This is a genomic window from Amycolatopsis sacchari, from assembly GCF_900114035.1.
Taxonomy (GTDB): Bacteria; Actinomycetota; Actinomycetes; order Mycobacteriales; family Pseudonocardiaceae; genus Amycolatopsis_E; species Amycolatopsis_E sacchari.
Genome location: NZ_FORP01000007.1, coordinates 59,032 through 81,886, shown reverse-complemented (window position 1 = coordinate 81,886; position 22,855 = coordinate 59,032). Strand labels below are relative to the sequence as shown.

Below are 22,855 nucleotides of genomic sequence, written 5' to 3'. Positions count from 1 at the left end.
GACGGATGAGCCAGGAAGCCGGAGCGGCACCCCGCTCGAGTCTCCGCCAGCGGCACGTCCGCATGATCGCGCTCGGCGGCATCATCGGCGCGAGCCTGTTCATCGGCAGCGGTGCCGTGATCCACACGGTCGGCCCCGCGGCCGTGCTGTCCTACGCCCTCGGCGGCCTGCTGGTCGTGCTGGTGATGCGCATGCTGGGGGAGATGGCCGCCGCGTCCCCGGCGCTGGGCTCGTTCATGGAGTACGCGCGCGAATCGCTCGGCGGCTGGGCCGGGTTCACCATCGGCTGGCTGTACTGGTACTTCTGGGTGGGCGTGGTGGCGTTCGAGGCCGTCGCGGGGGCGAAGATCCTCGTGGGCTGGCTGCCCGCGGTGCCGCAGTGGGTGTTCTCCCTGGCGCTGATGCTGCTGCTGACCGGCACGAACCTCGTCTCGGCGCGTTCGTTCGGCGAGACCGAATTCTGGCTGGCGTCGGTCAAGGTCGCGACCATCGTGGTGTTCCTGGTGCTGGGCACGCTGTTCGTGCTGGGCTGGTGGCCGCACGGCACGTTCTCGGCGGGCAACATCGCGCTCGACGGGTTCTTCGCCACCGGCGGGTTCTCCGTCGTGCACGGCGTGGTCATCGTGATCTTCTCCTACTTCGGCACGGAGATCGTCACGATCGCCGCCGCCGAGTCCGAGGAGCCCGCGAAGGCCGTGACCAAGGCGACGACCACCACCGCCTGGCGGGTGATCCTGTTCTACGTCGGTTCCGTGGCGCTGCTCGTGATGATCACGCCGTGGCGGGACGTGCCGAGCGGGACGAGCCCGTTCGCGGCCGCGTTCGGGCGGTTCGGCATCCCCGCCGCGGAAACCATCGTGAGCGTCGTGGTGCTGACCGCCGCGTTGTCCGTGCTGAACTCCGGCCTGTACACGGCTTCACGCATGCTCTTCGCGTTGCGGCGGCACGCGTGGGCGCCGCGATGGATCGCCGACACCACGAAGCGCGGCGTGCCGTGGAAGGCGATCCTCGTGTCCACTGTGGTCGGTTACGTCGCTGTCGTGATGAGCTACGTCGCGCCGGACACCGTCTTCTACTTCATCATCAACTCGGCCGGCGCGGTGGCGTTGTTCGTGTACGTCATCATCGCGGGCTCGCAGCTGCGGATGCGCCGCAGGCTCGAAGCGGAGGCCCCGGAGCGGCTCACACTGCGGATGTGGGGCTACCCGTGGCTGACGTGGGTCACCCTCGCCGGAGCCCTCGCCGTGGTGGTGTCGATGCTGTTCGTGGCCGACGCGCGGTCCCAGCTGTACCTGAGCGTGCTCAGCCTCGCGGTGATCCTCCTGCTGTACCCGCTCGTCAGGCGCGCACGGGGCGGCCGGGCAGCGCCGCCGGGTCGAGCACACCGTTCCGCACCACCGGCTCCCCGTTGACGAGCACGTGGTCGAAGCCGGTGGTGGGCCGCACGGTGTCGGTGTAGGTCGCGTTGTCGGTGACGGTCGCGGGGTCGAACACCACCACATCGGCGTCCGCGCCCGGCTGGAGGTGGCCCTTGCGCGCCATGGCAGGAACCCCGTGCGCCGCGATCTCCGCCGGGACGAGACTGCACCGGCGGATCGCCTCGGACAGGGTCAGCGCGCCGGATTCCCTGACCAGCAGCCGCAATGTCCGCCCGAACGTGCCCGCGGTCCGCGGGTGGCTCACCACCTCCGGCGGCAGCGGCCACGTCAGCGGGTCCCGTGCACCGCCCCGCCACACCGGCTCCAGCGAGTCGGACGCCACCGCCGTGTCGCCGAACACCATGGCCTTCATCCGGAGTTCGTGGGCGGCGGGGTCGGACTCGTCGAGGAAGTGCACGAACGCCCACTCGTCGCCGTGTTCCGCCCTGGCGCGGCGCAGTTCTTCCGCGTCGGCCATCCGGCGTCCGGTGGTGAGGAGCTGGATCGACGACGGCGTCATCCCGCGGCGCGGCAACAGTTCCGGCGCGAGGAAGGCGGCGCCGATCCCGGTCATCCCGGTGCCGTACGGGTAGGCCTCGGTGGACACCGGCGCCCCGGCCGCGACCGCGCGGGAAATCGTGGCGTGCACGCGGTCCAGGTGCCACCCGGAGGTGCTGTTGACGTGGCAGTAGTGCATGTGCGCCCCGGTCTCGCCCGCGGCGCGGACGACCTCCTCGGCGCCGTCGATCGGTGTTTCCGGGTCCTGCTCCACGAGGTCGCGTGCGTGCGTGTAGGTCGGGCGGCCCGCCCGGGCCGCCGCCGCGGCGACGGCGACGTACTCGGCGGGCGCGACGCGGGGTGCGTAGCCGATCGGGATGCCGATGCCCAGCGCACCCGCCGCGAGGTCCTCCTCGACGAGGGCGATGACGCGGCCGACGAGTGCCGGAGGCGCTTCCCGTTGCCATTCCGGCACGTTCATCGCGATCGCGACGTCTCGCAGCGTGCTCGTCGCCGGTACCCCGCCGACGACTTCCAGCCGTGCGGCGCCCCAGCTCGCCGAGAACCCGTAGTTCACCGGGCGTCCCGCAGCCGCGGCCCGGGAGTACGCCGCCGCGACCGGGTGCCTGCCGACCTCCAGTTCGAGCGCCGTGGTCACGCCGTCGAGCGCCTGCAGCCGCAGCCCGGGGATGTCGTCGCAGTGGCTGTGCAGGTCGACGAAACCCGGGGCCACCACGCGGTCGCGGGCGTCGAGCACCGTCGCACCGTCCAAACCGGACGCTACGGCGGAGATCGTTCCGCCGGTGATCCCGACGTCGAGCACGGCGTCGGTGCCCGAGGCGGGATCGATCACCCTGCCGCCCCTGATGACCAGATCGTGCGTGGTCACGAAACCGCCTCCTTCACCTGCCGTGCCTGCCGCTGGCGCGTGACCAGCGAGATCAGCGCCGCCGCGAGCGTGGTCGCGGCGAGGAAACCGAACGCCGCCCCGAACCCGAAGCGGTCCGCGAGCCAGCCCATCACGAGCGGGGCGAGCACCCCGGCGAGCTGGCCGCCCGTGTTGACCGCCCCCATGCCCGAGCCGACGACGGCCCGTGGCAGCACCCGCAGCGGCAGGCCGACGATGCCGATCGCCGCGAGCCCGTTGACGAACATCGCCAGCGTCTGCAACGTGGTGAAGGCCGTCGTGGACCCGGCTCGCAGCATCAGGACGAGCAGGACGGCCGAGACCACGAGCGCGGGCACCACGAGCCGCCGGGCGCTGCGGTCGAACCAGCGGCTCATCAGCCAGCCGCCCACAATCACCCCGACGGCGTTGACCAGCAACGGGATCGCCGACGACACGCCCGCCGAGACCAGGGACATCCCCTTCGCTTCGACGAGGTAGGACGGCACCCAGGTGATCATGCCGTAGTTCAGCATGTTGTAGCAGGCGAACATCAGCGCGCAGCGCAGCACGAGCCCGTCGCGCAGGGCCACCGACACCCCGACCGAGGCGGCGGGCGCGTCGTCCGGCTCCGTCAGCTCACGGGGCAGCGGTGGGGGCAGCAGCTTCCACAGCGCGAGCCCGACGACCAGGCCGGCCGCCGCGACGATCCAGAAGGTGTGCCGCCACCCGGCGAGCACCACCAGTGGCGCGACGACGAGGGGCCCGAGCCCCGCGCCGACGTTGTTCGACGCCAGGATCAGCCCAGCGGCCCCGCTGCGTGCCTCGCGGGTGGTGCGTTCGGCCAGCGCCTTGAACGACGCCGCCGGGAACAGGGCCTGGGCGAGCCCGAACAGCGCCCGCAGCACGAGCAGCACCACCAGGCCGGGGGCGAGCCCGGTCGCGGCGGTGAACACCGACCACGCCAGCAGCGAGATCACCAGCAGCGGGCGGGCACCGGCCCGGTCGGCGAGCAGGCCGCCCGGCAGCTGGCCGAGCAGGTAGGCGATCGCGAACGCCGACACGACGAGCCCCTGCCCGGTGTGGCTCAGCCCGAACTCGGCGCCGATCAGCGGCAGCGCGATCGCGATCATCACGCGGTCGATGTAGTCGATGATGTAGACACCCGCGAGCAGGGCGACCGTGGTCCGGCCCGTCCGCCGGACGGTGTTGTCGGGGCTCAAAGGCACTCCTTCCGCCGCAGGGGATCGAAGCATTGTCCGATCAGGAACCGTGCCCGTGGTTCGTCCGGTCGTCACCGGAGATCGGCGGGTTTTCGGTCGTGCGGACGAAGCCGTCCGGTTTCGGAAGCCGTTCGCGCGGGTACGACACCGACGTGAGCCGGGACGTCATCGCCGAACCGTGGGGGCGCCGTACGCCTTACGGGCCGGGGGAGCGGTGGCCCGTGCGCGTCGACTCGCACCTCGCGGAGGGACTGTCCGAGGAGGACGTCGACCGGTGGGTGCCGACGGCGGCGGTCCTGCACTCCAACGGCGACGGCATGGAGCTGGCCGTCAAGGACGGCCGGATCGTCGGAGTCCGCGGCCGGGCCGATGACCGGGTGAACCACGGCCGGCTCGACGTGAAGGACCTTTTCGGCTGGCAGGCGAACAACGCGGGCGACCGGCTGACCGTGCCGCTGGTGCGGCGCGACGGCCGCCTCACCGAGGCGAGCTGGGACGAGGCGATGGGGCTGGTCGTCGAGCGCAGCAAGCGGTTGCTGGCCGAGCAGGGGCCCGGCGCGCTCGGTTTCTACACCAGCGGCCAGCTGTTCTGCGAGGAGTACTACACCCTCGCCGCGATCGCACACGGGGCGATCGGGACGAACCACCTCGACGGGAACACACGCCTGTGCACCGCGACAGCCGCGGCCGCGCTGAAGGAGACCTTCGGCTGCGACGGGCAGCCCGCCTCCTACACCGATGTGGACCACGCCGACGTCATCGCGTTGTTCGGGCACAACGTCGCGGAGACGCAGAGCGTGCTGTGGATGCGCATCCTCGACCGGCTGGCCGGGCCCGAGCCGCCCGCGCTGCTGTGCGTGGACCCTCGGGACACCCCGGTCGCGCGTGCGGCGACCGTCCACCTCGCCCCGCTGCCGGGCACGAACGTCGCCCTGATGAACGGGTTGCTGCACGAGATCATCGCCCACGAATGGGTCGACCACGACTACGTCCGCGAGCACACCGTCGGCTACGACGACCTCGCCGCGCTGGTGGCGGACTACCCGCCCGAGCGCGTCGCGGAGATCTGCGGTGTCGCCCCGGAGCGGATCCGCGAGGCGGCCGCCCTCCTCGGCCGGGCCGAGCGCTTGCTGTGCACGGTGTTGCAGGGCTTCTACCAGTCCGCGCAGGCGACCGCGGCCGCCGTGCAGGTCAACAACGTGAACCTGCTGCGGGGGATGCTCGGCAAGCCCGGGTGCGGGGTGCTGCAGATGAACGGGCAGCCCACCGCCGAGAACACCCGGGAATGCGGCGCGGACGGGGATCTCACCGGCTTCCGCAACTGGGCCAACGACGCCCACGTGGCCGAACTGGCGGAGCTGTGGAACCTCGATCCGCTGCAGATCCCGCACTACTCCTCGCCCACGCACGCGATGCAGATCTTCCGCTACGCCGAGAACGGCACGCTGCGGATGCTGTGGGTGTCGGCGACGAACCCGGCGGTGTCCCTGCCCGAGCTGCGGCGGATCCGCTCCGTGCTGTCACAGGAGCGGCTGTTCCTCGTGGTGCAGGACGCGTTCCGCACCGAAACCGCCGAGCTGGCCGACGTCGTGCTGCCCGCCGCGATGTGGGGTGAGAAGACCGGCGTGTTCACCAACGCCGACCGCACCGTGCACCTGTCGGACAAGGCCGTGGAACCGCCAGGGGAAGCCAAACCCGACCTGGACATCTGGCTCGACTACGCCCGCCGCATGGACTTCCGTGACAAGGACGGGCAGCCGTTCCCCGCGTGGCACGACGCGGAATCCGCTTTCGAAGCCTGGAAACGCGCGAGCGCCGGACGGCCGTGTGACTACAGTGGACTGTCGTACGAGAAGCTCCGCCAAGGCGGGGTTCAGTGGCCGTGCACGCCCGAGCGTCCCGAGGGGACTGAACGGCTGTACACGGACGGGAAGTTCTTCGCCCACCCCGACTACTGCGAGGCCTACGGCCGGGACCTGATCACCGGTGCGCCCGCGGAGCCCGAGGAGTACCGCGCGGCCAACCCCGACGGCAAGGCGATGCTCAAGGCCGCCGAATACGTCGAGCCGCACGAAACGCCGTCCGCCGAATACCCCTTCGCGTTGATCACGGGCCGGACCATCTACCAGTTCCACACCCGCACCAAGACCGGTCGCACGCCCGAACTCCGTGACGCGGCTCCGGAATCATGGGTCGAAGTGTCTGAAGTGGACGCCGCGAAGCACGATCTCACCGAAGGCGAACTCGCCGAGATCACGACTCCACGCGGTGTGGTGCGGGCGCGGGTGCGGATCGGCGGAATCCGCGAAGGCGTGCTGTTCCTGCCGTTCCACTACGGCTACTGGGACACCGGCGACCCGGCCGGTCAGGATGGGCACCGCGCCGCCAACGAGCTGACCAGGACCGACTGGGACCCGGTGTCGAAGCAGCCGCTGTTCAAGACGGCCGCCGCGGCGATCGCCAGTGCGGACGGGGGAGAGCGATGAAGCTCGGGCTCGCGCTGCGGGAGCTGCACCGCGCGGAGAAGGCGCTGGTGCGGGACCTGCTCAAGGTCTCCGACCGGCACCACGCGGAGCCGGAGGTCTCCCAGGTCGCCCGTGACCTCGCCGCCTGGTCCCGCGACCACGTGCGCGCACTGGCGGACGCGGCCCGCTCGTACGACGTGGAGCTGTCGGCGGAGGTGCGGCAGACGTCCGGCCCGCTCGCGCCGGTGCGCACCGCCGTGAGCGACCTGCTCAGCTCCCGGGCCGAGCCGGGGCTCCTGCTGCTGGCCGACCTACGGCGGCTGCACCGGGCGTGCGCGGGCGTCTCGCTCGACTGGGAGCTGCTCGCCCAGGGCGCGCAGGCCGCCAAGGACGGCGACCTGCTGGCGCTCGCGAGCCGCTGCCACCCGCAGACCCTGCGGCAGCTCAAGTGGACCAACGCGATGCTCAAGCAGCTGTCCCCGCAGGTGCTGACGAGCTGACCGCACCCGGTCGGACATTTCCCTGACACCTCCGTAGTTCGTGCCTGTCCGGCACCCGCACCCGTCCTTGCCTGGCGGGGTGATTCATGCGATCCTCCTCATATCGCGAACAGCCTGTTCGTATAACGAACTGGCGCATCAAGGGAGATGATCGTGTTCCAGCAGCTGCTGAAGTCGCCCGGACCGCCCCTGATCGGCACCTTCGTCAAGCTCCCCGCCCTCGAGGTCGCCGAGATCATCGGCGCCGCGGGTTTCGACTTCGTCGTGATCGACACCGAGCACGCCCTGCTCTCGGTCCGCGACGTGTACTCGCTGGTGGTCGTCTACTCCCGGCTGAACGTCGCGCCGCTGGTGCGCATCACCGACCACGGCTACGGCGACGGTCAGCGCTACCTCGACGCGGGCGCCGCCGGGATCCTCGTGCCGCACGTCTCCAACGCGGCGCAGGCGGAAGCGACCATGAAGCAGTTCCTGTTCCCGCCCGCCGGAACGCGGGGGATGGGCTACGCGGCACGGGCCGGGCTGTGGGGCAGCCTCGACGGCGGACCGGCCGAGTACGTGCGCACGGGGCAGGAGGACGTCGCGCGCGTCGCGATGATCGAGGAGCGGGAAGCCGTCGAGGACATCGACGGGATCCTCGCCGCGCCCGGGGTGGACGCCGCGTTCATCGGCCCCGGCGACCTTTCGCTGAGCATGGGCGTGCCCGGCGGTTCGCCTCCGGTGCACGAGGCCGTGACCAGGTCGATCGAGGCGGCGGTCCGCGCCGGGGTCCCGGTCGGCACGGTGGTCCAGGGCGAGGAGCAGTTGCGTCTGCGGGCGGCACAGGGGTGCCGGTTCCTCTTGGTGGGCAACGACACCGGGATGCTCTCGGGTGCCGCGCGCCGCACCCTCGCGCAGGCCCGCGAAGCCGTCGCCGAGCCGGCGGGCGTCCGGTGATCGACAAGATCCGCCCGGACGCGGCGGCCACTGTGGACGGTGTGCACGACGGTGCCGTGGTGGCGATCGGCGGCTTCGGCCAGGCCGGGGTACCCGTCGACCTGATCGACGCGCTGTGCGAGCGGGACGTGCGCGATCTGCACGTCATCGCGAACAACGGGGGACAGGGCCTGCCGGGTGAGCGGGGCATCGGCAGGCTGCTGCGGGAGAACCGCGTGCGCCGTTTTTCCTGTTCGTTCCCGGTCAACCCTGCCTTCTTCGAACGGTACTTTTCCGGCGAGGTCGAGATCGAGCTGGTGCCGCAGGGCACGCTCGCGGAGCGTCTGCGGGCGGGCGGTGCCGGGCTGGGCGGGTTCTACACGCCGACCGCGGCGGGGACGCTGCTGGCCGACGGCGGTTTCGTGGTCCGCTACCGCGAGCACGGTGAGCCGGAGAAACTGCTGCCCCGCAAGGAAAGCCGGGTGATCGACGGCCGCACCTACGTTTTCGAGTCCCCGCTGCGCCCGGATTTCGCGTTGGTGAAGGCACACCGGGCGGACCGCTACGGCAACCTCAGGTTCCGGTTCGGCGCCCGCAACTTCAACCCGCTCGCCGCGATGGCCGCACGCACGACCATCGCGCAGGCCGATCACGTCGACCACACCGGCACGCTCGACCCCGACGACGTCCACCTGCCCGGTCCGTTCGTCGACCACGTGGTCGCGACCGCGCTGGAGCTCGCCCGATGACCGCCGGGCTGAGCAGGGCGCAACTCGCCCGTCGCGTGGCGGACGACCTGGAGGACGGCTGGTGCGTCAACGTCGGCATCGGCGCGCCCCTGCTGCTGCCGGAACAACCGACGCCCGGCAAGGAGATCCTGTACCACTGCGAGCACGGGCTCCTCGGCGTCGGCCCGGCACCGGCCGGGGAGCCGGACCCGGACGTCACGGACGCCGGCAAGAACCCGGTGACCCTGCTCGACGGCGCCGCGTCGTTCGACTCGTCGCTGTCCTTCGCCATCGCCCGTGGCGGGCGGCTGGACCTGTGCGTCCTCGGCGCGTTGCAGGTGGGGGAGAACGGTGACCTGGCGAACTGGCTGGTGCCCGGTGGCAACCCCGGTGTCGGCGGGGCGATGGACCTCGCGGTCGGCGCCCGCCGCGTCTGGGTGATGATGACCCACCTCGACAAACGCGGAAATCCCAAGCTGCGCAAGCGGTGCACGTTCCCCCTCACCGGGCGTGGAGTGGTCGACCGCGTCTACACCGACCTGGCCGTCTTCGAGTTCGTCGATGGCGTCCTGACCCTGCGCGAATGCGCTCCCGGCGTGACCCCGGAGGACCTCGTCCCCCTGACCGAAGCCACCTACCGGATCGACCTGCAGACCCGAGGAGTACCCGCATGACCAGAGCGGCGACGGCGCGGATAGCCGGTGCCTACGAACATCCGCGACGCAAGATCCCCGACCGGACCGTGCCCCAGGTGCTCGCCGAGGTCGCCTACGGCGCGCTCGCCGACGCCGGGCTGGGCATCGCGGACGTGGACGGCTTCTTCTGCTCCGAGGTGCCCGGGCTCGGCTCGGTCGCGATGGCCGACTACCTCGGGCTCACGGGCTTGTCCTATGTGGACGTGACCGAGGGTGGTGGCGCGTCCTACCTGATGCACGTGGGCCACGCCGTCGCCGCGGTCGCGGCGGGCAAGTGCCGCGTCGCGCTGGTGGCGATGGCAGGGCTGCCCCTGTCCGGCGGAGGCACCTCCGGTGGCGCACCCGGACCCGAGCACCCCTACGAGTCGGGTTACGGCGTGACCGTGCCCGCCGGGTACGCGCTCGCAGCGCGGCGGCACATGCACGAGTACGGCACCACGTCCGAGCAGCTCGCGGAGATCAAGGTCGCGGCCGCCCACCACGCGCAGTACAACCCGAACGCCGTGCTGCGCAAGCCCGTCACGATCGAGGACGTGGTCGGCTCGCCGTTGATCTCCGACCCGTTGCACCGCCTGGACTGCTGCATCACGACCGACGGCGGCGGCGCGCTCGTCGTCGTGTCCGAGGACGTCGCGCGGAGCCTGCCGGGCCGGACCGTCAAGGTGCTGGGGCACGGGGAAACCGTGAAGCACAGCGAAACGGGCCGGATCGACCTCACGTACACCGGGGCGGCGGCGTCCGGTCCGCGGGCCTTCGCCGAGGCCCGGCTGACCCCGCGCGACGTGGACTACGTGTCGATCTACGACTCCTTCACCATCACGGTCCTGATGAGCCTGGAGGACCTCGGGTTCTGCGAGAAGGGCAAGGGCGGTGCCTTCGTCACCGGCGGCACGCTCCAGGGGCCGGACGGCCTGCTGCCGTTCAACACCGACGGCGGCGGGTTGTGCAACAACCACCCGGACTTCCGGGGCGGCATGATCCGCACCATCGAAGCGGTCCGCCAGCTGCGGGGCGAGGCGGCGCCGGAGGTCCAGGTGCCGGACTGCCGGATCGGGCTGGTCCAGGGCCACGGCGGCAACCTCGGGTTCCGCACCGCCGCGGCCACCCTGCTGCTGGGAGCGGAGGACGCATGAGCACCCAGGACCCCGTACTCGACCGGTTTTCCGCCGGTCTCGCTGAGCGCAGGCTGGAACTCCCGCGCTGCGCGGACTGCGGCACGCTGATCTGGTACCCCCGGGCCCGGTGCCCGCACTGCATGTCCGCGAACCTCGCCTGGGAAGCGCTTTCCGGCGAAGGAACGGTCTACTCCTACACCATCAACCGCCGCGGCCAGGGCGAGTACGCCGCACGGGATCCGTTCGTCATCGCCTACATCGAGCTGGCGGAAGGCCCACGCGTTCTGTCGCATGTAGACGTCGAGGACCCGGAGACGCTGCGGGTGGGCGATCCGGTCCGGTTCAGCGGTGGGCTGGCGCAGGACGGGAAAGTGCGGTTGAGGTTCGAACCCGAAGGGCAGGAAGCATGACGTACGCCAAGGACGACCCGCGTTCGGCGCTGTCGCAGAGCAGCGGAGGCAAACCCGGCGGCCCGGTCGCCGCACCCGAGTTCCTCGACTTCTCGGTCACGCTCCCCGACGTGACCACCGGAGCGGGCAGCAGGCAGTGGCTCGTGCGGGGCCAGAACTTCGTGCTCATCCACACCGAACCGGCGCCGGGCGACCTCATCTGGTCCGCGGACCTGGCCAGTGAACAGGTCGTGCTGCTGATCGACGAGAACAGCGCGCTGCGTGGGGCTTCCGGGGGTGAGACACACGCGGTGACGGGACCCGCGCTGGTCGTCATCCCGCCGGGGAGCAGTGAAATCGTCAGCACGGGCAGCGGCCCGATCGTCCAGCTGCTGCAGTCCGACGAGGACGAGTGGGCTAAGCGGGCGTCCAATGCGGACTCCTACGCCGAGCCGCACCCGCACGTCGCACCGCTGGAACCGTGGCCCGAACCCGTCGGCGGCTACCGCTGGCGCACCTACCGGATGGCCGACGTGCCCGACCAGCCGGGGCGTTTCGGCCGCCTCTTCCGCACCCGCGCGTTCATGGTCAACTTCTTCAAGCCCGGCCACGGGCCCAGGGACCCGCACAAGCTGTCGCCGCACTTCCACGACGACTTCGAGCAGTGCAGCCTCGTCGTGGCCGGGACGTACATCCACCACATCCAGACCCCGTGGGGCACCGACGCGACGACCTGGCGGCCCGAGGACCACGTCCGCGTCGGCAGCCCGTCGGTGACGATCATCCCGCCGCCGACCGTGCACACGTCCCAGGCGATCGGGTCCGGGGCGAACCACCTGATCGACATCTTCGCCGGTCCGCGTGCCGACTTCTCCGCCCAGCTCGGCTGGGTGCTCAACGCCGACGACTACCCCGCACCCCGCGGCTGACCCCGCGTCCTTCAGCGCCGAAGGGAACCGCCATGTCCTCCAACACCGACGTCCCGGCCACCACCGCCGACACCGGCTTGCGGGCCCGCAGACGACGGGCCATCACCAGCGCCTGGGCCGGTTTCGCCATCGACTCCTACTCCATCTACGTGGCCTCGACCTCGCTGCTGCCCGCGATGGTCTACTTCCAGGCCAACCTGTCCCCGAGCCAGCTGTCGGTGTTCGTCGGCATGACCTTCGCCGCGACCCTGCTCGGCCGGCCGGTCGGGGCACTGCTGTTCGGCCACTTCGCCGACCGGATCGGCCGGCGGAAGGTCGGCTCGATCACCATCTACGGCTTCGGCACGATCTCCCTGCTCATCGCCCTGCTGCCGGGCGCCGAGCTGGTCGGCGCGGGACTGGCGACCGCGCTGCTGATCGGGCTCCGGTTCATCGAGGGCATCTTCCTCGGCGGCGAGTACACCGCGGCGACCCCGATGGCGCTGGAGTACGCGCCGAAGGGCCGCCGCGGGTTCACCGGCGCCCTCATCCAGTGCTCGGCCAGCGGGGGCCCGTTCGTGGTCGCCGTGGTCACCACGCTGGTGCTGGTGTTCGCGCCGAACGCCGGGCTGCACTCGCCCTACGTGCAGTGGGGCTGGCGCATCCCGTTCCTCATCGGCGCCGTCCTGTCCTGGCTGGTCGCGTGGTTCCTGCGGCGGCGGGTCGAGGACTCCGACGTGTGGAAGGAGACGGCGACGACGAAGTCCCCGCTGCGGGACATGCTCCGCGGCGCCTCCGGCCGCGCGTTCGTCCAGTCCTACGTCATCATGACCGGCGTCTTCTTCGCGGTGAACATGCTCGGCAGCGTCATGCCGCAACTGTTGTTGTCCAACAAGGGGTTCACCGCCTCCGACCTCGCGCACACGCAGCTGATCAACGCCTGGCCCGGTATGGCGACCTACCTGTTCTACGGCTGGCTGAGCGACCGCATCGGCCGCAAGCGCGCGCTCTACATCGCGGCCACGACGACGGTCGTGCTCACCCCGGTCACGCTCACGCTGATGGGCGGCGGGCACGTGCACGGCTGGCTCCAGCTGACCGTGCTGGCCTCGCTGACCAACGTGTTCATCGTCGGCTCGCTGGGCGTGCTGCCCGCCTACATCAACGAACGCTTCGCCACCGCCGTCCGGTCCTCGGGCTGGGGCGTCGCCTACAGCACCGCCGTCATCATCCCGGCGTTCTTCTCCTACTACCAGCTCTGGCTGTCGAAACTCGTGCCCTTCGCCTACACCGCGGGCATCCTGTCGGCCTTCGGCGGCCTGCTCATCCTGCTGGCCGTCCGGTCCGGCCCGGAGACCCGCGGGGTCGACCTGAACACGGTGGGCGAGAAGGCCGTGGCGCAGTCGTGACGTCTCCCGTGAAGGCCAGGTATGCGCTCCGACCGGAACACCACGCCCGTGGCGATCGCCGTCTTCGTCCTGCAGACCGCGGGCAGCGGGGTGGCGGTGTACGGCATCCCGATCTACCTGGCGGCGTTCCTGCGCTCGGGGCTGGTGGGCGCGGCGCAGCTGTCCCTCGCGAGCACCGCGTTCTTCCTGGTGGGCGCGGTGACGGGGCCGGTGTTCAGCCGCTACGGGCGGCACCGGCCGAACCTGGTCCTGTGCTGTGCGGTCCTGGGCGGGGCCGCGGCCATCGCGGCGATGGGGCTGTCCCCCAGCGGCCCGGTCGTGATCGGCGCGTTCGCGGTGCTGGGCGCGATCTTCAACGGCGGCCTCGTCGTGGTGGGCACCACCGTGCTGGTGCGGGTCTTCGAGGGCAGGCCTTCGGCGGGGATGGCGCTGGCGACGTCCGGCTCCTCCGCGGGCGGCATCCTGGTGTCCCCGGTGCTGGCCCTGCTGCTGACCACGCAGGCGGTCGTGGCCTCGTCGTTCCTGGTGATCGCGGCGGGGTTCCTCGTGATCACCTGCGGGGCGCTCGTGCTCAACGGGTGGGCGACGGCCGGATGGCAGCCGCCCACCGCGAGGCCCGCCCCGCCGCCGGGCAGGTTGTCCGCCCACTGGCCCCTGGTGCTGGCGTTCAGCCTGGTCAGCGCCTCGCAGCTGGGCGCGACCTCGTACCTCGTGGCGACCGGGATGTCGCGGGACTTCACCGGCGCGCGGCTGGCGGTTTCCGTCGCCACCGCGGCCGCGGTGGCCTCGCGCTGGCTCGGCAGCGCCGGGATCCGGCGGCTGGGCCTGCACCGCTGGACGATGACCAGCTTCTGCGCGCAGGCCGCCGGGGTCGCCCTCGTCGGGCTCGCGCCGGCGGGCTGGGTGCTGTTCCTCGGGGCCGTGCTGATCGGGCAGAGCCTGGGCAACACGATCCTCATCCGCTCGCAGGTGATCGTGGAGCTGTTCGGGATCGGCGAGTTCGCGGGCAAGTTCGCGCGCTTCCAGACGTGGACCAGCCTGGGGTCCGCCGCCGGGCCGCTGGTGCTCGGGCAGCTGTACTCGGTCTCGCACGACTACCCGCTGGCGTACCTGGCGCTGTTCGTGCTCAACGCCGTCGCCGTCCCGCTGCTGCTGCCGTGGGCACGCGGGGCCCGCACCAGGAGGGCCGATGAAACCCGAGAACGCTCCCCGGTATGAGCAGCTCCGCGCCCGCACCGACGCGCCACCCGGCTCGTCCTGGCACGTGTTCGGGCGGGACGACCAGCTCGGCACGCTCAACTTCCTCACGCCCGAGACGGCACGCGCCGCGGCGGCCTTGGTCAAACGCGGCCGGGTGTTCAACCTCGACTACCCGCTGAACACCTTCGTGCCCAGCCTCGCGGGCACGCGCCCGCCCACCGAGCACCACATCTTCTCCAACAACCCCAACCACCGCGACGACTGGCTGGATTCGTTCTACCTGCAGTCAACGTCCCAAGTGGACGGTCTGCGGCACATCCGCCACCCGCGCCACGGCTTCTACGGCGGCGTCGCGGACAGCGAGATCGACGTGGGCACGCCCGCGCTGGGCATCCAGCTGCTCGCGGAGAAGGGCCTCGTGGGCCGCGGCATCCTGCTCGACGCCGTGCGGTACTTCGACCACCTCGGCGAACCGCTGGCGCCCGACGCCCCGCGTGGCATCACACCGTCCGAACTGGACTCGATGGCGGAGCACTTCGGCGTGGCTGTGCGGCCCGGTGACATCCTGTTGCTGCGCACCGGTTTCGCCGAGCACTGGCTCGCGAGCACGCCGGAACGGCGGGCCGCGCGCTCCGGCAGCCCCGGCCTGCACCAGTCCGAGGAGATGCTCGCCTGGCTGTGGGACCACCGGATCTCGCTGGCCGCCGCGGACAACGGCGGGCTGGAGGCCTTCCCGGTGGACCCCGGCTCGGGCTGGGTGGACCCGGACGAACCGCCGCCGCCCCGCGGGCCCTCGCACAACGGCATGATGCACCGCCCGCTCATCGCGCTGCTCGGCATGGTCATCGGCGAGCTGTGGAAGCTCGACGAGCTGGCGGAGGACTGCGCCGCCGACGGCGCGTACGAGTTCCTGCTCACCGCCAAACCCCTGAACCTGGTGGGCGGGGTCGGTTCCCCGCCCAACGCACTGGCCGTCAAATGACCGATCGAAACGAGGACAACCGATGACCCAGACCGTGAGCGAACTCCTGGACCCGCAGCTGGACGCGGACCGGCTGCGGCCCGACCCGGAGGTGGACGAGCTGCTCACCGGCGCCGTGGACCTGCACACCCACCCCGGCCCCAGCCCCTTCCCGCGCCGGATGTCCATCCTGGACGCCGCGAGGGACGCGGCGACGGCCGGATTCCGCGCGCTGGTGGCGAAATCGCACCACCACAGCATGGTCACCGACATCCTGGCGCTGGAGCAGGCCGGGCTGGCGGACGTGCCGGTGAAGGTGTACGGCGGGATCGCGCTCAACCGCACCGTCGGCGGGCTCAACCCCTACGCCGTCGAACTGGCACTGCGGATGGGCGGGCGCGTGGTGTGGTTCCCGACCATCGCGTCGCGGGCGCACCTGGAGTTCCACGCGCACAACCACAGCGGGTTCCCGGTCGCCGGGGTCCCGCTGCGGGAGAACGAACCGATCACGGTCGTCGACGAGGAAGGTGGGCTCAACGCCGCCGCGCGCGACATCCTCGACGTGATCGCCGCCGAGTCCGCGATCCTCAACTGCGGGCACCTGCCCGCCGCCGAGATCGACGTGCTCATCCCGGCCGCGCTCGAAGCGGGCGTGAGCCGGATCGTGATCAGCCACCCCGATTTCGTGCTCGGCGCCGAGCCGGAGCGGATCGGGAAGTGGTGCCGTCAGGGCGCCTTCGTCGAGCACTGCCTGGCGATGCTGACCGGGCGGGAGCCGCAGGAACGGCCCTTCGCGAGGATCGCGGAGTTCTACCGGGAGGCCGGCCCCGCGCACACGATCTTCTCCTCCGACCTGGGGCAGCGCGGCAACCCGCTGCCGGTCACCGCCTACCGGCGGATGGTGCGCGCGCTGCTGGACGAGGGCGTCGGGCACGACGACATCAAGGCGATGACGGGGGGCAACGCCGGTCAGCTGCTGGAGCGCTGACCCGCTCGGTATAGTCCGACTCGCGTGGACCGACGTGAGGGAGTGGGCTTGTGACGAGCGGGGGCGGCACCGGGGACATCCAGGCGGTGCACCGCCTCGCCGAGATCCTGCGGTTGTTCACGCTCAACAAGCCCCAGGTCACGGTCGCGGAGGCGGCCGCCAGCATCGGCCTCAACCGGACCACGCTGCACCGCTACTTCAGCTCGATGGTGCTGGACGAGATCCTCGAGCGCGCGCCCGGGGACGCGACGGCGTACATGCCGGGCAGGCTGCTGCTGCAGCTCGGCGCCGTCGCGCAGGGGCAGCGCCGGGTGCTGGACGTCGCCCCGCGGCACATGGACGCGCTGTCGGTCGAGACCGGCCTGTCGGTGGTGCTGTCGCTGTGGGGTGCGTCCGGTCCGGTGGTGTCGCTGGTGTCCGAGGCCGGCACGCACCCGATCCTGATCACCGTGCGGATCGGGTCGACGCTCGGCCCCGACTCGGCGCAGACGCGGCTGTTCATGGCGTTGTTCAGGGACGAGGAGCGGGTCAAGCGGTACCTCGGCGGGATCCCGGCCGAGGCGCGGGCGAAGCTCGAAGGCCAGCTGGAGGCGTGCCGGGCCCGCGGGCTGAGCCGGATCGCGGTGCCCGCGATCGACGGGGTGGTGCTGGCGGCGGCCGTCTTCGACGAGCACGACGTGGCCGCCACGGTGGCCCTGGTGGGCACCACGTCGTCCCTGCCGGAGCAGGCGGTGGACACCGAGGAGGCGCTGCTGCGCGCCGCCAGGGCGATCACCGAGGAACTGGGTGGCGGGGACACCCGCCGCGCGGCGCTCACCGAACCGGACTGAGCCCGCCTGGACCTGCGAGTCCTAGGCAGCGGAGGGCGCGAGATGCGGCCCCGCGGCGAGTCGTGGTCGATCAAGCTGGAAGCACGTCACCGCGGAGAACCCGGTGGCGTGTCAGCGAAATCGTGAGCGAAGGACGACCATGAGCTTTCCGGCGGATCGACCCGCGACCTGGTTCGTGACGGGCACCTCCCGTGGCCTCGGCCTGGAGCTGGTGCGGCAGCTGCTGCGGCGGGGTGACCAGGTCGCCGCGACGACCCGGTCCACCGAGCGGCTGGTGTCGGCCCTCGGCGACGGGGTGGACACCGGGCGGCTGCTGCCGCTTCGGGTGGACCTGCGTGACGAGGAGGAGGTGCGGCAGGCCGTCCAGCGCACCACCGAGCGCTTCGGCGGTCTCGACGTGGTGGTGAACAACGCGGGCTACGGCTTCCTCGCGGCGGTGGAGGAGACGACTGCCCGCGATGTCCGTGACATGCTCGACGTGCAGGTCGTGGGCGTGTGGAACGTGCTGCGCGCGACGCTGCCGATCCTGCGGCGGCAGCGCGGCGGGCACGTCGTGAACGTGTCCTCGGTGCTCGGGTTGACGGCCATGCCCGGGTGGGGGCTGTACTGCGCGGGCAAGTTCGCGCTGGAGGGCCTCACCGAGGCGCTCGCCGGGGAGGTCGGCGGCTTCGGGGTGGGCGTGACCCTCGTGGAGCCCGGCTACTTCCGCACGGACTTCCTCACCAGGGACTCCCTCGCGCTGCCCACCGAGACGACGGACGCGTACCCGGCCCTGCGGGAGATGACGGAGAACCACCTGAAGCTGCAGGGCACCCAGCTGGGCGACCCGGTGAAGGGCGCGGAGGCGATCATCGGGCGCGTCGTCGGTGGTGGCGGCGGCCCGCTGCGCCAGCTGCTCGGCTCGGACGCCCACGCCTACGCCACCGCGAAGGTCGAAGCCCTGCGGGAGAACCTGGACGCCACCGCGGAGACCGCGGGCGCCACGGACTTCGCGGCCTGAGGGGGTGGGGCGCCGTCCCCGGCAGCCCGGGCTGGGCCGCCGGGGCGGGCGGCGAGCGCCGCGGACTTCGCGGCCTGGGGCGCCGCCCCATCCACCATCGCCGGAGCCGCGATTGGTCGGCGGCGTCCACCGCGCCCTGAAAAAAAATACTTCCGCACGGCAAACATTCCGTTGACCCCGCTGCCCGCCGCTGGTTACGAAGGGGGAATGGACCAGCCGCAGCGCGAACGCGACGCCGAGAGCTACTTCTCCACCACCAGGCCCCTGTTCACCGACGGCGGCCTGGCGGACCGGCCGCATTCGCCGGCCCCGGCCGCGCCCTCCGTCGCCACGATCACCGAGCCCGCGCGGGAGATCCCGGTGCACGAGGAGACCGACGTCCTCGTCGTCGGCGGGGGACCGGCCGGTACGGCGGCGGCGGTGGCGGCCGCGCGGCTCGGGCAGCGGGTGACCCTCGTCGAGCGGTACGGCGACCTCGGCGGCCTCTCCGCGGGCGGGCTGGTCATCTGGATCGACCGGATGACCGACTGGAGCGGCACCCCCGTCATCGCGGGCATCGGCGCCGAGCTGCTCGACCGGCTGCCCGAGGGAGCCGTCGCCGGGCCCGGGCCGGAGCTGTGGGGCTCCACCGACCCCGGCCACGTCGCGCACTGGCGCGAGCGGCTCTCCGCGTTCCGCGACACCGTCTGCCGCTCGCCGATGATCGACCCCGAGTGGCTCAAGATCGTGTCCCACGAGCTGCTCGTCGGCGAGGGGGTGCGGGTGCTGCTGCACTCCTGGGCCGTCGCCGCGATCACCGAGGACGGCGCCGTCCGGGGCATGATCTTCGAGAGCAAGCAGGGCCGCCGCGCGATCCTCGCCAAGGTCGTCGTGGACGCGACCGGCGACCTCGACGTGGTCGCCCAGGCCGGCGGCGCCTTCGTCACCGACGCGCGGAAGGACGGCACGGGCGGCAACGTCCAGCACTGCATCAACACCGCCTTCACCTGGACCGGGGTGGACTTCCAGCGGTGGCTGGAGTTCAAGCGCGACAACCCCTCCGCGCACCAGGACCTGATGAACCGCGGCCGCGAGCTGCTCGGCTACCTCGACACCCCGCACGTCGGCTGGCGTGACGACGTCGTGGTGTTCATGGGCCCGCGCATGTCCGGCTACAGCGGGCTCGACGTCGAGGACCTCAGCACGGTCGAGCTGGAATCGCGCCGCCGCATGGTGGCGCACCTGGACTTCTTCCGCCGGGAGGCACCCGGGTTCGAGAACGCCTGGATCATGCTCGCCGCACCGCAGATCGGCGTGCGGATGACCCGCCGCCTCGCCGGGCTGCACCCCATGACCGCCGAGGAATGGCGGGCGGGGGTGCGGCACCCCGACGAGATCGGCGTGTCACCGTCGCCTTCGCAGAAGTTCCCGACGATCTCCGTGCCCTACCGCGCGCTCGTGCCGGAACGCCTCGACGGTGTGGTCGCCAGCGACGCCACCACCCAGGCGTTCATGCGGGAGATCCCGCAGTGCTGGATGACCGGGCACGCGGCGGGCACCGCGGCGGGTCTCGCCGCGCGGTCGGGGGTCGCGCCCCGGGCGCTCGACGTCGGCGAGATCCGCCAGGAACTCCGCGAACAGGGCGCCTTCCTGCACGAGCGTGAGCCCGCGCAGGTCGGCTCCTGATCTCCGGTTCTTCAGCGGGCGCAGGTGAAACTCGCGGCGCTGTCCGGGTTTCCGCCGCGGTAGCGCGGCCAGGCCGGGAACTCGCACAGCGGACGGGTGCGGTTGTGGGCCAGGTCGGTCACCACCGGGTTCACCGGTGACTGTCCTTTTTCGACCCACCGTTCCAGTGCGGTGAGCGAGTCCCAGCCCGCCGCGAACGCCGGGGTGCCGAAGTTGGCGTGGTTCGCCCCGGGCACGACGTAGTACCGCAGGAACCCGCGGGTCTGCCCCGGGCCCACCACGTCACGCACGCGCTCGTAGTAGTCGTTCGTGGCGAAGGGGGAGACCAGCTCGTCCGCGGCGCCGTGGAGCAGCAGCAGTTTCCCGCCCGCGCGGGCGAACGGGCGCAGGTCGGCGTTGTTGCGGTCCTGGATCGTGGACAGGTAGCTGATCCGGCCGAGCCACTTCCCGGGATTACGGGGATCCAGGTCAAGCGAGTTGTACTGCGGGTCCCTGGTCAGGAAGTACTTGACCCACTGATCCCAGTACTGCATGCCGTAGCCGCTCGTCACCGGCATCGGGTTCGCCGGCGCGGTCGTGCCGAAGCCGAGGAACGGGGTCCTCATGTCCGCCCCGGACAGGAACGGGAAGCCCGGGTACTGCGTTTCGCCGCTGGCGACCCGGTACGGCCACCGGAACGGCGTAGACATGGCGATCACGGCGTCGATCTGCGGGTCCGAAAGGCAGCCCGGTCCGGTGTCGGCGCCGCCCGGGCACCGGAGCGTGCGCGGGTTGAACCGGCAGGCGTCGGGGTTGGAGACGACCCGGTCCTTGAGCCCGTCGAGACCGTCACACGCGTCGATCACCTTGTTGTAGAGGAGGGTCTGCTTTTCGGGACCGGGGAAGGCGCCCGGCCGGGACAGGACCTGCGTCAGGTAGCCGAGATCGAGGACCTCGGCGAGGTTGTTCCATGCGGGATACCCGGAAATGACGCCGTCGAAGGCGTCCGGCCACCGTTGCGCGACGTTGAGGGCTTCGCGGCCGCCGGTCGAGCCGCCCGCGAAGTAGATCTCGTGGGGCGTCGCGTGGTAGGCGTGCCGGATGAGGAACAGGCTCGCGTCACGCGTCTTCTTGAGCGCGTCCCCGGCGGAGAAGTTGCGCACCGCCTCGTCGTTCACGCCGAACGAACCATCCAGAGACGGCGGGACCGCCGGGTTCTGCTGGTGCCCGGAGTCGCTGGCGAAGGTCGCGTAGCGGCGGGCGAGCGGGGCGGGCTGGTCCGCCGGCCCGAACGGGACGTTCGACGCCAGGTCGGGGATGGTGCCGTTGTACCCGCCACCGCCGAACATCAGCGCCTTGTGGTTCCACCCGTAGGGCAGGGCGACGCGCATCTTGATGTGCGGCGCGGCCGGATCGACGGGGAAGAGGTCCGCGTCGACCTGGCAGTACTGGACGGTCTGGCCGCTGACGACGCTCGTCTTGACCGAAACCGCTTCGACCTGGCCGCCGGTCGTCGGCAGGCTCATCACCGACGCCGGGATCCGTAGGTGGTCCAGACCTCCGCAGACCGGTGTCGCCGAAGCCGTCGTGGCGTCCGCGCCGGGGACGACGGCGGCCGCCGACAGGACCACGGCCGCCACCACGCCGAGGCGGCGCATCCTGGTGCCGCTCACGCCAGCCCCTTCCCGTCGTAGAGGTGGGTGCCGGGCACGGCCAGCGGATCGGCGCGCACCTCGGCGGGGTTCGTCTCGGGCAGGAACCACGCGCTGACGAAGGTGATCAGCCCCATCGCCATGATGTACGCGGCGACCGCCACCGTGCTCCCGGTCTCGGCGATGAGCGCCGTCATCAGGAACGGCGTGCCACCGCTGACGATGATGGCCGAGAGCTGGTACGACAGCGACGCGCCCGAGTAGCGGACGTTCGGGGCGAACAGCTCGCCGAGGAAGCTCGCGATCGGGCCGTAGGTGAGGCACTGGAACACGAAACCCACCGCCACCGCGACGAAGATCAGCGGCAGCGACTTGGTGTTGACGAGCCCGAAGTACGGGAAGGCCCACGCGGCGACCCCGAGGCCACCGATCAGGATCAGCGGCCGGCGGCCCAGCTTGTCCGAGAGGTGCCCCGACCACGGGATCGTCACGAGCATCGCCACGGAAGCGGCCAGCACGACCGCGAGCAACGGGTTGCGCTGCAGGCCGAGCTTGCCCGTGCCGTAGCTCAGCAGCCCGGAAATGCTGACGTAGAAAAGGCTGTTGGTCGCCGAGAGCAGCCCGCAGCCGAGGAGGATGGTGCCGCCCTTGCGGCGGATGACCTGCGCCAGCGGCGCCCGCACCACCGGTGCGTCGGGCTTGGCGACCTCCCGCTGCAGCTCGCGGAACTCGGGGGTGTCCTCCACCTTGGTCTGGATGTAGAGCACCACCGCGAACATCACGACGCTGAGCAGGAACGGGATGCGCCAGCCCCAGCTGAGGAACGCGCTGTCCGGCATGAGACCGCTGGCGGCGACGAACACGAGGTTCGAGATGATCACGGCGACGGGCACGCTGGTCTGCCCGAACGTGCCGGCGAAGCCCCGCTGTTTCGGGCTCGCGGACTCCGTCAGCAGGAGCACGATGCCGCCCCACTGGCCGCCTGCCGCGAGGCCCTGCACGAAGCGGAGCGTGACCAGCAGCGACGGGGCGAGCGCGCCGACCGCCGCCGCGCTGGGCAGGCAGCCGATCAGGAAGGTCGCCGCCCCCATCAGCGCCAGGCAGGCGACCACGACGGGTTTCCGGCCGTACTTGTCGCCGAGGTGCCCGGCGAGCACGCCGCCGACCGGGCGCGCCACGAACCCCGCCCAGAACGTGCTGAAGGCGAGGAGCGTGCCGGTCAGTGCGGAGGAGTGCGGGAAGAAGACCTTGGGGAACACCAGCGCGGCCGCGGTGCCGTAGAGGAAGAAGTCGTACCACTCGATCGAACTGCCGACCAGTCCTGCCGCGAGCAGTTTGCGGGAGGCCCGGCGCCGGACCGGCGGAGGACCGGTTTCGGCCTGGCCTGACTGGCCTTCGGGTTGCGTGCGTGGGGATGCCATGGGTGCCGCC

At 71.5% G+C, this 22,855-nt stretch carries 21 protein-coding genes; 16 read left to right on the top strand and 5 right to left on the bottom strand.

The features are described 5' to 3' along the window. The first annotated feature begins 5 nt into the window (after positions 1-5). Complete coding sequence (locus tag BMZ92_RS14200; RefSeq protein WP_091507256.1) at positions 6-1,412, top strand: amino acid permease; 1,407 nt, start codon at positions 6-8, stop codon at positions 1,410-1,412. Here the strand turns inward: BMZ92_RS14200 and BMZ92_RS14195 are convergent. The 3 genes from BMZ92_RS14195 to BMZ92_RS38595 are packed head-to-tail and all read right to left on the bottom strand — an operon-like array spanning position 1,339 to position 4,194. Next, entirely contained in the window at positions 1,339-2,805 is a 1,467-nt protein-coding gene (locus BMZ92_RS14195) for an amidohydrolase family protein (RefSeq protein WP_091507255.1), read from the bottom strand. The genes BMZ92_RS14200 and BMZ92_RS14195 overlap by 74 nt on opposite strands. Further along, positions 2,802-4,025 carry an MFS transporter gene (locus BMZ92_RS14190; RefSeq protein WP_245783053.1) on the bottom strand — a complete coding sequence of 408 codons (1,224 nt, stop codon included), beginning with the start codon at positions 4,023-4,025 and terminating at the stop codon, positions 2,802-2,804. The genes BMZ92_RS14195 and BMZ92_RS14190 overlap by 4 nt, the downstream gene beginning before the upstream one ends. Positions 4,026-4,065: 40 nt before the next feature. Continuing rightward, positions 4,066-4,194 (bottom strand): hypothetical protein, encoded by a 129-nt coding sequence (locus BMZ92_RS38595; protein ID WP_281245173.1) that lies wholly within the window; start codon positions 4,192-4,194, stop codon positions 4,066-4,068. Here BMZ92_RS38595 and BMZ92_RS14185 point away from each other — a divergent pair. The 15 genes from BMZ92_RS14185 (at position 4,178) to BMZ92_RS14115 (ending at position 19,793) form a co-directional block, all read left to right on the top strand. After that, positions 4,178-6,511, top strand: a complete 2,334-nt coding sequence (locus BMZ92_RS14185) for a molybdopterin oxidoreductase family protein (protein WP_091507754.1) — start codon at positions 4,178-4,180, stop codon at positions 6,509-6,511. The genes BMZ92_RS38595 and BMZ92_RS14185 overlap by 17 nt on opposite strands. Continuing rightward, positions 6,508-6,990, top strand: coding sequence for a hypothetical protein (locus tag BMZ92_RS14180; RefSeq protein WP_091507251.1), 483 nt, complete (start codon positions 6,508-6,510; stop codon positions 6,988-6,990). The genes BMZ92_RS14185 and BMZ92_RS14180 overlap by 4 nt, the downstream gene beginning before the upstream one ends. A 153-nt stretch (positions 6,991-7,143) precedes the next feature. Continuing rightward, complete coding sequence (locus BMZ92_RS14175) at positions 7,144-7,926, top strand: HpcH/HpaI aldolase family protein (RefSeq protein WP_177228691.1); 783 nt, start codon at positions 7,144-7,146, stop codon at positions 7,924-7,926. After that, entirely contained in the window at positions 7,923-8,654 is a 732-nt protein-coding gene (locus BMZ92_RS14170) for a 3-oxoacid CoA-transferase subunit A (protein WP_177228690.1), read from the top strand. The genes BMZ92_RS14175 and BMZ92_RS14170 overlap by 4 nt, the downstream gene beginning before the upstream one ends. Then, positions 8,651-9,307, top strand: a complete 657-nt coding sequence (locus BMZ92_RS14165) for a 3-oxoacid CoA-transferase subunit B (protein WP_091507246.1) — start codon at positions 8,651-8,653, stop codon at positions 9,305-9,307. Before BMZ92_RS14170 ends, BMZ92_RS14165 begins: the two co-directional genes overlap by 4 nt. Continuing rightward, complete coding sequence (locus tag BMZ92_RS14160) at positions 9,304-10,461, top strand: thiolase domain-containing protein (RefSeq protein WP_091507244.1); 1,158 nt, start codon at positions 9,304-9,306, stop codon at positions 10,459-10,461. The genes BMZ92_RS14165 and BMZ92_RS14160 overlap by 4 nt, the downstream gene beginning before the upstream one ends. Continuing rightward, positions 10,458-10,853, top strand: a complete 396-nt coding sequence (locus tag BMZ92_RS14155) for a Zn-ribbon domain-containing OB-fold protein (protein WP_091507241.1) — start codon at positions 10,458-10,460, stop codon at positions 10,851-10,853. The genes BMZ92_RS14160 and BMZ92_RS14155 overlap by 4 nt, the downstream gene beginning before the upstream one ends. Beyond that, the gene (locus BMZ92_RS14150; RefSeq protein WP_091507238.1) at positions 10,850-11,761 is read left to right on the top strand and encodes a cupin domain-containing protein; all 912 of its coding nucleotides are present in this window, start codon (positions 10,850-10,852) and stop codon (positions 11,759-11,761) included. Before BMZ92_RS14155 ends, BMZ92_RS14150 begins: the two co-directional genes overlap by 4 nt. Positions 11,762-11,793: 32 nt before the next feature. After that, the gene (locus BMZ92_RS14145; RefSeq protein WP_091507236.1) at positions 11,794-13,149 is read left to right on the top strand and encodes an MFS transporter; all 1,356 of its coding nucleotides are present in this window, start codon (positions 11,794-11,796) and stop codon (positions 13,147-13,149) included. A 21-nt stretch (positions 13,150-13,170) separates the two neighbouring features. Beyond that, complete coding sequence (locus tag BMZ92_RS14140; RefSeq protein WP_091507234.1) at positions 13,171-14,367, top strand: MFS transporter; 1,197 nt, start codon at positions 13,171-13,173, stop codon at positions 14,365-14,367. Then, the gene (locus tag BMZ92_RS14135; protein WP_091507232.1) at positions 14,339-15,331 is read left to right on the top strand and encodes a cyclase family protein; all 993 of its coding nucleotides are present in this window, start codon (positions 14,339-14,341) and stop codon (positions 15,329-15,331) included. Before BMZ92_RS14140 ends, BMZ92_RS14135 begins: the two co-directional genes overlap by 29 nt. Before the next feature lie 22 nt (positions 15,332-15,353). After that, complete coding sequence (locus BMZ92_RS14130; RefSeq protein ID WP_091507230.1) at positions 15,354-16,298, top strand: DUF6282 family protein; 945 nt, start codon at positions 15,354-15,356, stop codon at positions 16,296-16,298. Positions 16,299-16,348: 50 nt separating this feature from the next. Continuing rightward, positions 16,349-17,128 carry an IclR family transcriptional regulator gene (locus tag BMZ92_RS14125; protein ID WP_091507228.1) on the top strand — a complete coding sequence of 260 codons (780 nt, stop codon included), beginning with the start codon at positions 16,349-16,351 and terminating at the stop codon, positions 17,126-17,128. Between the two features lie 139 nt (positions 17,129-17,267). Then, positions 17,268-18,128, top strand: a complete 861-nt coding sequence (locus BMZ92_RS14120) for an SDR family oxidoreductase (RefSeq protein WP_091507226.1) — start codon at positions 17,268-17,270, stop codon at positions 18,126-18,128. A 207-nt stretch (positions 18,129-18,335) separates the two neighbouring features. After that, the gene (locus BMZ92_RS14115) at positions 18,336-19,793 is read left to right on the top strand and encodes an FAD-dependent oxidoreductase (protein ID WP_091507224.1); all 1,458 of its coding nucleotides are present in this window, start codon (positions 18,336-18,338) and stop codon (positions 19,791-19,793) included. An 11-nt stretch (positions 19,794-19,804) separates the two neighbouring features. Here BMZ92_RS14115 and BMZ92_RS14110 read toward each other — a convergent pair whose 3' ends face one another. Beyond that, entirely contained in the window at positions 19,805-21,430 is a 1,626-nt protein-coding gene (locus BMZ92_RS14110; RefSeq protein WP_091507750.1) for a tannase/feruloyl esterase family alpha/beta hydrolase, read from the bottom strand. Positions 21,431-21,441: 11 nt separating this feature from the next. After that, complete coding sequence (locus tag BMZ92_RS14105) at positions 21,442-22,845, bottom strand: MFS transporter (RefSeq protein WP_091507222.1); 1,404 nt, start codon at positions 22,843-22,845, stop codon at positions 21,442-21,444. Positions 22,846-22,855: the final 10 nt, after the last annotated feature.

What these genes read in the sequence shown, in the direction of transcription:
- BMZ92_RS14105 (WP_091507222.1), bottom strand. Translation starts at nt 22,845, where the DNA reads ATGGCATCCCCACGCACGCAACCCGAAGGCCAGTCAGGCCAGGCCGAA.
- BMZ92_RS14110 (WP_091507750.1), bottom strand. Translation starts at nt 21,430, where the DNA reads ATGCGCCGCCTCGGCGTGGTGGCGGCCGTGGTCCTGTCGGCGGCCGCC.
- BMZ92_RS38595 (WP_281245173.1), bottom strand. Translation starts at nt 4,194, where the DNA reads ATGACGTCCCGGCTCACGTCGGTGTCGTACCCGCGCGAACGGCTTCCG.
- BMZ92_RS14180 (WP_091507251.1), top strand. Translation starts at nt 6,508, where the DNA reads ATGAAGCTCGGGCTCGCGCTGCGGGAGCTGCACCGCGCGGAGAAGGCG.
- BMZ92_RS14155 (WP_091507241.1), top strand. Translation starts at nt 10,458, where the DNA reads ATGAGCACCCAGGACCCCGTACTCGACCGGTTTTCCGCCGGTCTCGCT.
- BMZ92_RS14145 (WP_091507236.1), top strand. Translation starts at nt 11,794, where the DNA reads ATGTCCTCCAACACCGACGTCCCGGCCACCACCGCCGACACCGGCTTG.
- BMZ92_RS14150 (WP_091507238.1), top strand. Translation starts at nt 10,850, where the DNA reads ATGACGTACGCCAAGGACGACCCGCGTTCGGCGCTGTCGCAGAGCAGC.
- BMZ92_RS14135 (WP_091507232.1), top strand. Translation starts at nt 14,339, where the DNA reads ATGAAACCCGAGAACGCTCCCCGGTATGAGCAGCTCCGCGCCCGCACC.
- BMZ92_RS14200 (WP_091507256.1), top strand. Translation starts at nt 6, where the DNA reads ATGAGCCAGGAAGCCGGAGCGGCACCCCGCTCGAGTCTCCGCCAGCGG.
- BMZ92_RS14130 (WP_091507230.1), top strand. Translation starts at nt 15,354, where the DNA reads ATGACCCAGACCGTGAGCGAACTCCTGGACCCGCAGCTGGACGCGGAC.
- BMZ92_RS14120 (WP_091507226.1), top strand. Translation starts at nt 17,268, where the DNA reads ATGAGCTTTCCGGCGGATCGACCCGCGACCTGGTTCGTGACGGGCACC.
- BMZ92_RS14160 (WP_091507244.1), top strand. Translation starts at nt 9,304, where the DNA reads ATGACCAGAGCGGCGACGGCGCGGATAGCCGGTGCCTACGAACATCCG.
- BMZ92_RS14115 (WP_091507224.1), top strand. Translation starts at nt 18,336, where the DNA reads ATGGACCAGCCGCAGCGCGAACGCGACGCCGAGAGCTACTTCTCCACC.
- BMZ92_RS14140 (WP_091507234.1), top strand. Translation starts at nt 13,171, where the DNA reads ATGCGCTCCGACCGGAACACCACGCCCGTGGCGATCGCCGTCTTCGTC.
- BMZ92_RS14165 (WP_091507246.1), top strand. Translation starts at nt 8,651, where the DNA reads ATGACCGCCGGGCTGAGCAGGGCGCAACTCGCCCGTCGCGTGGCGGAC.